A 10,437-nucleotide genomic window follows, 5' to 3' on the forward strand; every position below is an offset into this window, starting at 1 on the left:
AGAACGAGCCTAACGAGTTCTTCAATAATCCACAGAATGAGCGTACACAGCTGTTCCTGAGCCAGATTCTTAATCACTAACAGGCTGTTGAAAAACGTTATTGAGGCAGCCGAGAGAAGGAAGTACCCCGAGGGCACAAGAAACAGGCGAAAAAGCGGAGTTTAGTGAACTAAATGAGCATTTTGAGCCTGTTTTTGACGCGGTATTCGGCAACGCAGATAGATTTTCAACGACCTGCTAAGCCTCTGTTGCTCCTGATTCAGCCCGTTACCAATCCACCCCTGTCCCGCATTCATCGGCGTGTTGGTAACCGGATGATCCGGCCTCGAAAATCACACCGAGTGGGTGAGTAACCTCGAGGCTTGTACCGAAGATGTGCAAACATCTTCTCCAATCTCGCAGTTTATCGGGCCCCTATGGGGCCCGTTTTTTTTACAGACCAATAACAGGCCGGACACCTGATAACAGCAATGCTCCATCGGGCAGCGTTATGGCCGGTGTGCACTGAGCACAATATTGCGTGGCGTCAGCTCTCTGGCACAGAAGGTACTCAGCGCTACGGAAAACCCCTGCTCCTCCAGCGCCAAAGCACGGTCCAACACCAGCCACACTTCCAGTGGCCGTCGGTACAGATGCCTAACCACCTCTGCCAGACGCACCTGTCGATAACGCACTTCGCCTTGTTGCAGCCAGTGATGAAAATCCGTCTGACCCGGTATGGAGCACCCCAGTTGCTCCGCCTGCTGCAGGCAGAAGTCAGCAAAAGCAGCGGGTAGCTGGCCGTAAGGGATACTGGGCATCGACAGATACTGGCTGTCTTGCTGCAGCGTCTGCCGCAGAAGATCAAAGGCCAGACGCCAGATACTTGCCTGCCTGCGCTGACGCCGGACATAAGCTGGCGCCGTTACAGTCTCCTGTACTGCAAGACGTAGCTGTTCGCGACTGATCCAGAGTTGCAGATCAGCACATATCTGCTGGCCTCGCCGTGACAGAGGCTGATAGACCGGCTGTTCCGTCAGGTGATAACAACAGGGAGCCAGCGTAATACGCTGCATCTTCTCAGGCGTTGCCAACGCGATCAGACGGCGATGAAGATCACCGCAGGCGTGCAATGCCAGTACATGACTGTCTGCCTGCAGATGCTGGCACACCGAGTCGGCCAGTACATCCTGAGTCACTGCTGTGACGGAGGTGTTTTGACTACGGCTCAAACGCTCCCCTTCTTCACACAGCGACGCCTGCCATTCCAGAGCCGTTACTGACACTTGATGTAGCCTTGAAATAGTCCGGGCCAAATGGCCCTTTCCCGCACACCACTCCAGCACATGCGAGGGAGACGCTATCGTCACCCCTGAAACAAAGGCGCATACCTGCTGCCATTTCCGGCCCGGCATATGATCACCCCAGGTAGAGGGCAGCGATACAGCCGTCTGCCCTGTTGCTGGTATGCCGCTCAGCTGCTGGATCGCTGTAACAGGCAGCCATGCTGCCAGCCAGCTTTCTGCCTGTTCCGGATCATCTTCAAAACGCTGCAACTGTTCATCACCGACCCGCTGCAGCGCCTGCCAAAGCGGGCGATAGTTTTTCTGCCAGGCCAGCTGCTCTGTTTTGAACGGCACCGGCTGCCAGAACTCAGCCCCCTCCACCAGCAGCTGGCTAAGCTGGTCAAACCTGTCGGCGAGATTTTCACTCATAGGGTAGGTTCAAGAATCTGCTGAAGAGGCTCAAATAGAGGGGGGCTGGCAACCAGCAGATGTTCGCCATTCAGCTCTTCAGGCATCAGCGACTTCGCTTTGGCAAAGCGCCCGACCTGCGCCCCCGCTTCTCTGGCAATCAAATAACCTGCGGCCATATCCCAGGGGTTGACCGTTTCGTAGTAAGCACCAAGGCGCCCCGCCGCGACATAGCAGATATCAATGGCTGCCGATCCCATCCGGCGCACATCCTGAACCTTTGCCATCACCTGCTGCAGCCGTTGCAGCAGATGCGGTACACCCTCTTTCTCATAGGGAAAGCCGGTCGCTACGAGGGCCTGTCGCAGCTCGGTAATATGAGCTGCCTTGATGGGCTGACCGTTGCAGAATGCTCCCCGGCCTCGAACAGCCGTGAAGGTTTCCTTCATGAAGGGGCAGTGCACCACCCCGACTTGCGTCACGCCATCCACAGCAAAGGCAATAGACACGGCAACAGCGGGTTGCTGATTGGCAAAGTTGACGGTGCCGTCTATTGGGTCTATCACCCACAGAGGCCCCATCAGTGCCTGAGGGTCAGAAAAGTCGGGAGCAGACTCTTCAGAGAGAATATTGTGGTCAGGATAAACCGACTCGATCCCGGCACGGATCAACGCATCGGCGGCCAGATCCGCAGTCGTTACCAGCTCGACACCGCGCTTGTAATCAAGAGAAAAGCTCTGATTTTTACGCTCGCTGATCAGTACCTCACCGGCCTGACGAGCCAGTGACTCGGCATAAGCAGCAAGAGGCAAAATAAATGAATCTGAATCACCTTTAAACATATCGTATCCATGGCCTAGGCTAGAATGAGCGCCAGTTTACCAAAATCAGCCGTCAGCACCGATGTCAGATCGGTTATGAGCAGCTGACCCTCTCTCATATGCAGGAGCACTTCATGAAAGGAATACCTCGTTCATTCGCGATTATTGGCTTTTCCCTGATAGCCACACTGGGTCTGACGGCCTGTCAGCAAGGCCAGGATGCTGCAAGCAGTGCTCCCGCCGGGCAAATGGCTGCAGGCTTTGCCAAAATGGCTCCCGCCCCACAGCGAATGATGCTTGCTCAGGAGGCGGCGCAGGATTCAGCGCCGGGAGAACAGCAGCAATTCATTGAAGAACACCGCTATCTGCGCTTCCAGCTACCGGAAGCCGACCTTCAGCCCACCTGGCAGAAGCATGCAGATCTCTGCCAGAAGTTTGACTGCGAAGTCATCAACGCCAACATCCAGACCACTCAGCAATATCAGCAGGCCCGGGCAACTCTCAGTGTGCGTGTTGCCCGTCCGCAGATGGCTGATTTCCTCAAGGCACTCGGTGATGCCGGACTGGTGGAATCCAGTATCGACCGTCAGGATCGCACCGATGAAGTGATTGACGTGGAAGCACGTCTGAAAAATCTGGAAGAGGTGCGAGATCGTCTGCGTGGCCTGCTCAATACTCAGTCAGCATCCCTTGGGGATGTTGTTCAACTGGAGCGTGAGCTGGGGCGTGTACAGGGTGATCTGGATGCCGCCAAGGGTAAACGTGCCTATCTTTCCAATCTCACGGAAAAAGTACGTATTGACCTGAACTATGAAGTGCAGCCGACTTTCAGTGACAGTAGCATCATCCAGCCGCTAATTGATGCACTGTACAACAGTGGCGCCGTCTTCTTCCGCAGTGTGGCCGAGGTGCTGACCTTTGCTGTTGCGCTACTGCCCTGGTTGATACTACTGATCCCAACAGTATGGATTCTGGTGACTCTGGTACGCCGTAAACAAAGGAAATAATCTTCATGGGCGCGCTTCCCAACGGTTGGGGAGCGCGCATATCTCATTCACATCCTGTCCCAGAAGCCATCTGCTCATGGCTATCGATCATGCACCGCTTGATAGCCTCTCTTTTGCTTCACTTTGTTTCTGATCTGCTGATTAGCAATTTCGACACTACGCCAAAAATACCGCTCTACGCCCCTTATGGTGCTTCTTCCCCTGATATAGCGCCTCGATCAGCCGCCAGAGTGCACAGTGTGCATAACTTTCAAGAAGGCGGGCCTTTGATTTTTTAAGAGTCATCTATACTGAAAAAGTGCAAGACACAGTTCACTGAATCTGTATGGAATCAGTGTGTGGGTTGACAATAAAAAGGCTTCTTCGAAAGAAGCGAGGGGGGAATCCATGATTAATCACATTTGGGGTCTGCTGCACCATCCCGATCGTGAATGGCGGTCCATCAATAGTGAAGGCGAGACAATCAGTCACCTTTACACCCATCATGTGCTGTGGCTGGCAGCGATACCTGTCATCAGCGCTTACATTGGAACAACACAGGTCGGCTGGACGTTGGGAGGCGAAAAAGCCGTTCAGGTGTCGATGCTCGATGGTCTCTGGCTGGGCATCATGTTCTACGTACTTATTATCGGTGCCGTCGGCTTGGTTGGCGGCGTAATCCACTGGATGGCGCGTCACCTGCCAGAGCGCCCGGACCTTCAGCAATGTGTCGTGTTTGCAGGCTATATCGCCACACCGATGTTTCTCAGTGGTTTGTTTGCGCTCTACCCGATTGCGTGGCTGTGCTTCCTGGCAGTACTCTGCGGGGTTTGCTATACCGGTTACCTGCTCTATATCGGCACACCGAGCTTCCTTGGCATAAGCCGTAAACAGGGTTTTATCCTCTCCAGCACCACCCTTGGCATCGGCGTTTTGGTCCTTGAGGCCTTGCTGGCCGTGGTCGTATTACTCTGGAGTATGGGATCTGATTACAGTCTGGTATGGATGTATATGAAATAAACTCACCACCTCAGGTATAACCCAACACTCCGTCCCTGATGACCCGGCCTGCTGCCGGGTCATTCTATTTCTGCTCAGTCAAAGCAGGGGCCGCACTGGCTACCCGCTGCTGCATTTCCTGCAAACGTTCCCGTAAAGGCGCCAGCTGCTGACCGATAAGCAACAACTGCGTCTGCACCAGACGATGCTGATCATCGAGGCCGTCAGCCAGCTGCTCCAATGCCAGCAAAATCGCTTGCTCATCGGGTTGCGCAGGTGTGACGGGCCTGCGTTCTGCAAGATCCTCCGCCATGCGTTGTAACTGGTTGACAATAACCTCCGCCGCCTGATCCAGCACTTCATCACCGGCCACATCCAGCAGCACATGGCGGTGAGCACCCAAAGCTGACAGATAGCTCAGCAGGGTATGACTGACGACCAGCACGGGGAAGCAAGCCTCCGCATCCTTACGAAAATGCCCGGGCTCCAGACGCATATTCGACAGCGCCGTCGATAACGCTGCATCAGCGTTGTGGGCATCGCGCCGCGCCACGCGATAATCCAGATCGTCTTTCTTGCCGGTCGCATACTGCTGCATCAGCTGGCGCAGAAAGCGCCCGTTACAGTCGAGCACATTGGCTACAACACGATGCAACTGGCGCCCCTGCCAGTCAGGCAGGATGGTGAAGACTGCCAGCCCGGCAATCAGAGTACCTAACACCGTATCCACCAGACGGGGCCAGATCAGCCCGTAGCCATTGCCCACCTGATTGAAGCAGCACACCACCATCAGGGTGATAAATCCCGTCGCCAGCGCGTACTGGCTCTTGCGGGTGACAAAGAAGGAAACGCCTGCCACTACCGCAATCAGACTTTGAATGAGCGGGCTGGGAAACAGCGTAATCAGCGCCCAGCCAGCGATCAGTCCAACGACCGTTCCCCCTACCCTTTGCCCCAGACGAATGCGTGTTGCGCCATAGTTGGGCTGACAGACGAATACCGTGGTCAACAGAATCCAGTAACCCTGTGACGGGTGAATGGCATGCAGTACGCCATAGCCAATACACAGCGCAATCGACAGGCGCAAAGCATGCCGGAACAGCAGTGAGGTAACGGACAGATGCTGGCGCAAGCGTTGCCATGCCTGCTTGAGTGTGCGGGGATTGTGGTCGAACAGCACACTGTCCTGATCGCTGGCCAGCGCATCGGGATTATTAGCCGTAGCCAGACGCTGCTCCAGACTGGCCAGATTGTCCGCCAGCGCATTCAGCGAGCGCAGCAAGCTGCGCCACTCGGGCCGTTGCTGTTCCTGCAGATAGGTGAGCGAGGCCTGCAGATCGGCGTGAGCCTGTCGCGTATCGCCATAGTCAAAAGGCTTTCGCAGGCGAATGGCAAAGGCCAGTCGCTTACAGGCTTTACCCTGCTGATCCAGCAAGCGCTGACAGCGGAACAACACGTCACTGTGAAAGAACGTCTTGCTCAGCTGGTGATAGGGGTAATGAGACGAACTGGCGCGCTCGTGGATGTCCTGCGCAATGAAATAGAGACGCAGATAGCGATTGACCTTCTGCCCGCCGCTGCCATCCATACGATTGAGGATGGTTTCCTTGACCAGATTGAGGGCGGCCACCACCCGACCATTCTGTCTGGCTAATGCCAGACGACGCTCCTCAATGTCCAGCTCTTTCACTGGCTCCAGTAGCGTCGCCTTGATCTTCAGATAACTGCTCAGCTCAACAAACAGTGTTGCCAGCCCCTGCTGCACCGGCTGGTGCGCAAACAAGGCATGCCAGATCACCGACAGCAGGCTGTACCAGCTGGCACCGAGCGTCAGCAGCAAGGGTTCATGCCAGAATGTGGTCGTCATCTTGCCCTGATCGACACCAATCATGGTGTACACCGACAAGATCAGTGTTGCTTGCCCTAGGGTTGCATAGCGATCACCCAGTGCACCAAACAGCGTCAGGACAAAAGTGGAGAGTGCCAGACTCGCAACAAACAGCAGCGGATAAGGCATCAGCAGCTTGACTGCGAAAGCCGCTACGGCAAAGCAAACCAGAGTTACACCGCTGGCGCGTAAACGGCCGAGCCAGCTGTCATCAGTTTCCGCAAGTGCGCTGGCAATGACACCGAGAAACAGCGGAATAACCAGCGCGATCTGATCTGTCAGCCAGCAGCCCGCCATGACGCCGCTGAGAGCAATAAAGACACGCAAGCTGTAGGTGAACTTTTCCAGCGCCCACAGGCGCCGCAGAGATTCGGCAAAGGCAGGTAACGACATCAGATTCTACGAAGCCAGTAAACAAACGACTCCAAGCCTAGCGAATGCCGTGCCAGACTGTCCACGGCTTCACACCACTACACTGACGGAATGAGGTAATCAGTATTGCCTGCCCAGAAAGTGGCCCCGAACGATCGTGCCAAAGACCCCTTCAAAGCCACAGGAAATCAGTAAAAAACCGAGAAAAACCCAGAGGGCACGCACATCGGTCTGACAGGTGTGAATGAGCAGTACAACCAGCGCCAGAGCACACAGCATGGTCCCCGCGCCATAAAGCCAGATGCTGCCCCCGATGTGCTGACGCAATCTGCATGCACTGGCATTCACCAGTGTAAAGATCAGCAGAAAACTGGCACTGCCGATAATGGCGATCTCATTGAGGCTGATCGTATTGGCGATCAGCAGACTGATAATGGCTGTCATCAGCACACCGACCACGGGTTTATTCCAGACCTCGTGATCAAACTGCTCAGGTAGCTGTCCGTCTCTGGCCAGAGTGTAGCCAAGACGCGCATTGCCATAGATGGTGGCGTTGATAGCAGAGAAGGTAGCCAGCAACGCCGCTGCTGCTACGATCACAAAGCCACTTTGGCCCAGAGCAGGCCTAGCAGCCACGGCCAGCGCATAATCCCTGGCAGTCACCAGCTGCGCCTCACTTACCGTGCTGACCGTCAGCACCGCAATCACCATATACAGCACCATGACCAGCACAACCGACAAGACAAAGGCCAGTGGCAGGTTGCGTCGCGGGTTTTCGATATCCTCTGCCGCATTGGCAATGAGTTCAAATCCTTCGTACGCCACGAAGATAATCATGCCCGCCGCCACAATAGAAAGCGGATCCCCCCACTGGGCCGGACTGACGCGCTGAATATCCATATAAGGCAGGCTGGAATAAATGATGAACACCAAGAGTGCCAGTTTCAGCACCACAATCAGGGTCTCCGAACGGCTGACAAAACTGGCGCTGATCAGATTGATGGCGGTTGGCAGAATGATCGCCACACTGATCAGGGCATGCTGCTGTAGGGGTGAGACGCCATCTGCAAAAAATGTCGCCGCGTAAGAGGCGAACGCACTGGCATAGAGAGCAATGGTGACCAGATAGCTGAGCCACAGCATGACGTTCACACTGCCCGAGGCCAGGTTGTTGCCGAAAGCATTGTCAATGTAGACCACCGTACCGCCCCGATTGGGATAGGCCACAGCAAGACGGGCATAACTCACAGCGGTTAACAGGGCAACTACGCCGGCCAGTGCAAAAGCCACGGGAGTAGCACCATGGGCAGTCGACACCGCCTCGCCCAGTACAGCGAAAATACCGCCACCGACCATTCCCCCGATGCCAATGGCGATTGCCCCCATCAGCCCCATACGCTCTGCCGTGTTTTGCTTCATAGATCGTCCCGAAAACCAGAAATGGTGGTGCCTTAGAACGTGTTCACGTGCTTAGTTGACTTCATCGTCTCTGGTAAAAACCAGCCGGTTTCCAAAGGGATCGGTAATCGCCATATCACTGGTTCCCCAGGGCATCTTCTCGATCCCCGGATGCGCGTAGGCATAGTTCCTGGCGTTCAGTTGCTCACAATAATGATGCAGATGGTCACAGGGGATACGAATGGCACTGCCGGGACAGCAATCACCATGGTGCTCCGTCAGATGCAGTACACATTGATCGAGGGAAATTTGCAGGTAGAGCGGAAAGTCGCGATCAAAGCGATGCTCCCAGTCGAGATGAAAGCCGAGGAAGTCCAGATAGAACTCCCGTGCCTTGGCTTCATCAAAGATTCTCAGGATCGGAATAGCACCGGATAACGACATGGGAACCTCCAGTTGTTGCCGCACAGGAAGCCCCAAGAATAGCGTGCCCACTGAGATCAAGCGACACAGTGGGCATACTTCCTCACTTTTTAACAGGCTGTTGAAAAACGTTATCGAGGCAGCCGAGACAAGGAAAAAACAGGCGAAAAAGCGGAGTTTAGTGGACTAAATGAGCATTTTGAGCCTGTTTTTGACGCGGTATTCGGCAACGCAGATAGATTTTCAACGACCTGTTAAACGTTCTCGCTGCTTATCACGCTTCTGAGTCTGCGGATGTATTGCCAACCGCTGGTGTACCTTTATCTCAATGCGGCTTTAACACGTTTTTCAGATGATGCATCCGCGCATGCGCCTGCTGGATGTGAGTTAACTGGTCATTTAACTGCATACTCAACGCCGGGTTGCTAACGGCATTGATCGCCTCCTGCATCTCGATCAGTGTACGGTCCTCAGACACCAGCAGCTGCTCAACCAGCACATAATCTTCCTTGTCGTCTGCCACCAGTGCTGTTTTCACTTCCGTGTACAGTTCGCGCAGGCGTCCCTCGACGGTTTGCTCACGCGAAAGCGGTTTGGCCTTGCGCATCTCGTACTCCGGTCGAAGCGCATTGATGACTGAAAGGCGGGCTTTCAGCTGTTCGTCAAACACCTGACGCAGCGCCGGGTTATGCGCCTGCTGTGCCGCATGCTGATAGAACTGTTTACCGTCTTCGCACACGTTGACGATATGCGACAGGACATCAGCATCATGCTCATTGATTATTTGATTACGCATACAATTCTCCCTGAATCAGCGCTTCAGTCGGTACCACTTCCCTGTTGCATCCCTGTTAATCCCTTGGATGAAAGCCTGACCTGAAGCCGTCTTACGCTCGCGAAACAACAGCGACACTCGCAAAACAACAATACGTCATTGCTGCTGCCGCCTCTAAACCCTTGAATCAGTTATAAAAAACCTGACTGACGATCAGTACACTTACTTATCGATCAGACTTTGGGGGGTCTTCTGCCGGTAATAAGGAAGATGACAAACATCACCAGAAAGACTAGAAAGAGTATTTTCGCAATTCCGGTCGATGCCGCAGCAATTCCGGTAAAGCCCAGCAAGCCCGCCACAATGGCGAGAATAAAAAATACAACAGCCCATGAAAGCATGACATTCTCCTTGGCAATCCATAGGAATTAATTTCCCATTATCTGATGAATAGAAAGTCAATTTCAGGATTAGCAGTTTCCTTTATTATTTCTTTACGTGATGATCATCCATGATCTCTGATTCTTCTCTGTCCCGATTAACCATTCTCAAAAAATCGACAGCCAATCTCTCAATCACGCAATTCTTATCTTGCGTCGAAAGCTGTAAGCCAGTGTTCGTGAAAAAATACAGATCAAGATACATGCCAAACTATAAATAGTTGATTTATATGAATTAAATATTTTTCACAAAAATTGAGAGATGAATATTACAAGGAATAACTGGCAATAATTACATAGTCAGAACGTGAATATTTTCAATTAATTACATTCAATCTCCACACATCACAATTCGCATCTTAAAAATAGCCAGATAACCGTTTGCAACTCAGCACGCCACAACTGCTCATCATCATGGCATTGCCCTGACACTAACTGGACTAATCCTCGTCAGGTATTAGCTCACACCGCTTTATTGAGCTACACCTTAACAGGTCGTTGAAAATCTATCTGCGTTGCCGAATACCGCGTCAAAAACAGGCTCACAGCCGAAGGCTGAACGTGCTTTAGCACGGCCCCAAAGGGGCGAGCAAAGCGAGTCAAATGCTCGTTTAGTCCACTAAACTCCGCTTTTTCGCCTGTCTTTTCCTTGTCTCGGCTGC

At 53.5% G+C, this 10,437-nt stretch carries 11 protein-coding genes; 3 read left to right on the forward strand and 8 right to left on the reverse strand.

Going from position 1 to position 10,437, the window contains the following annotated elements:
• Positions 1–488: 488 nt before the first annotated feature.
• A complete protein-coding gene (locus WH50_RS06540) occupies positions 489–1,694 on the reverse strand; it encodes a methyltransferase (protein WP_110186612.1) in 1,206 nt (401 codons plus the stop codon).
• Positions 1,691–2,515, reverse strand: coding sequence for an inositol monophosphatase family protein (locus WH50_RS06545; protein WP_110186613.1), 825 nt, complete (start codon positions 2,513–2,515; stop codon positions 1,691–1,693). Before WH50_RS06545 ends, WH50_RS06540 begins: the two co-directional genes overlap by 4 nt.
• Positions 2,516–2,628: 113 nt before the next feature.
• Between WH50_RS06545 and WH50_RS06550 the strand changes: the two genes are divergently transcribed.
• From WH50_RS06550 to WH50_RS06555, 3 genes are all read left to right on the forward strand, one after another.
• Positions 2,629–3,501, forward strand: a complete 873-nt coding sequence (locus WH50_RS06550; RefSeq protein WP_165838336.1) for a DUF4349 domain-containing protein — start codon at positions 2,629–2,631, stop codon at positions 3,499–3,501.
• 5 nt (positions 3,502–3,506) lie between these two features.
• Positions 3,507–3,779 (forward strand): hypothetical protein, encoded by a 273-nt coding sequence (locus tag WH50_RS26070; RefSeq protein ID WP_133251265.1) that lies wholly within the window; start codon positions 3,507–3,509, stop codon positions 3,777–3,779.
• A 109-nt stretch (positions 3,780–3,888) separates the two neighbouring features.
• Complete coding sequence (locus WH50_RS06555) at positions 3,889–4,500, forward strand: Yip1 family protein (RefSeq protein WP_110186615.1); 612 nt, start codon at positions 3,889–3,891, stop codon at positions 4,498–4,500.
• 64 nt (positions 4,501–4,564) lie between these two features.
• On the opposite strand, the gene yccS is transcribed toward WH50_RS06555, so the two are convergent.
• The 6 genes from yccS to WH50_RS26575 form a co-directional block, all read right to left on the reverse strand.
• Positions 4,565–6,760 (reverse strand): YccS family putative transporter, encoded by a 2,196-nt coding sequence (yccS, locus tag WH50_RS06560; protein ID WP_110186616.1) that lies wholly within the window; start codon positions 6,758–6,760, stop codon positions 4,565–4,567.
• Positions 6,761–6,859: 99 nt separating this feature from the next.
• On the reverse strand, positions 6,860–8,158 hold the full coding sequence (locus tag WH50_RS06565) for an APC family permease (protein WP_110186617.1): 1,299 nt from the start codon (positions 8,156–8,158) through the stop codon (positions 6,860–6,862).
• Between the two features lie 51 nt (positions 8,159–8,209).
• The gene (locus tag WH50_RS06570; RefSeq protein WP_110186618.1) at positions 8,210–8,581 is read right to left on the reverse strand and encodes a glyoxalase superfamily protein; all 372 of its coding nucleotides are present in this window, start codon (positions 8,579–8,581) and stop codon (positions 8,210–8,212) included.
• Between the two features lie 304 nt (positions 8,582–8,885).
• Positions 8,886–9,356 carry a PA2169 family four-helix-bundle protein gene (locus WH50_RS06575; protein ID WP_110186619.1) on the reverse strand — a complete coding sequence of 157 codons (471 nt, stop codon included), beginning with the start codon at positions 9,354–9,356 and terminating at the stop codon, positions 8,886–8,888.
• Between the two features lie 212 nt (positions 9,357–9,568).
• Positions 9,569–9,736 (reverse strand): DUF1328 domain-containing protein, encoded by a 168-nt coding sequence (locus WH50_RS06580; protein WP_104155143.1) that lies wholly within the window; start codon positions 9,734–9,736, stop codon positions 9,569–9,571.
• Positions 9,737–10,255: 519 nt separating this feature from the next.
• Positions 10,256–10,437: hypothetical protein (locus WH50_RS26575; RefSeq protein ID WP_207780211.1), on the reverse strand; the 182-nt coding region annotated here is incomplete at its 5' end.

This window comes from Pokkaliibacter plantistimulans, from assembly GCF_003194385.1.
Classification (GTDB): domain Bacteria; phylum Pseudomonadota; class Gammaproteobacteria; order Pseudomonadales; family Balneatricaceae; genus Pokkaliibacter; species Pokkaliibacter plantistimulans.

Coding starts and splice junctions, on each gene's coding strand:
- WH50_RS06540 (WP_110186612.1), bottom strand. CDS start 1,694: ATGAGTGAAAATCTCGCCGACAGGTTTGACCAGCTTAGCCAGCTGCTG.
- WH50_RS06545 (WP_110186613.1), bottom strand. CDS start 2,515: ATGTTTAAAGGTGATTCAGATTCATTTATTTTGCCTCTTGCTGCTTAT.
- WH50_RS06550 (WP_165838336.1), top strand. CDS start 2,629: ATGAAAGGAATACCTCGTTCATTCGCGATTATTGGCTTTTCCCTGATA.
- WH50_RS26070 (WP_133251265.1), top strand. CDS start 3,507: ATGGGCGCGCTTCCCAACGGTTGGGGAGCGCGCATATCTCATTCACAT.
- WH50_RS06555 (WP_110186615.1), top strand. CDS start 3,889: ATGATTAATCACATTTGGGGTCTGCTGCACCATCCCGATCGTGAATGG.
- yccS (WP_110186616.1), bottom strand. CDS start 6,760: ATGTCGTTACCTGCCTTTGCCGAATCTCTGCGGCGCCTGTGGGCGCTG.
- WH50_RS06565 (WP_110186617.1), bottom strand. CDS start 8,158: ATGAAGCAAAACACGGCAGAGCGTATGGGGCTGATGGGGGCAATCGCC.
- WH50_RS06570 (WP_110186618.1), bottom strand. CDS start 8,581: ATGTCGTTATCCGGTGCTATTCCGATCCTGAGAATCTTTGATGAAGCC.
- WH50_RS06575 (WP_110186619.1), bottom strand. CDS start 9,356: ATGCGTAATCAAATAATCAATGAGCATGATGCTGATGTCCTGTCGCAT.
- WH50_RS06580 (WP_104155143.1), bottom strand. CDS start 9,736: ATGCTTTCATGGGCTGTTGTATTTTTTATTCTCGCCATTGTGGCGGGC.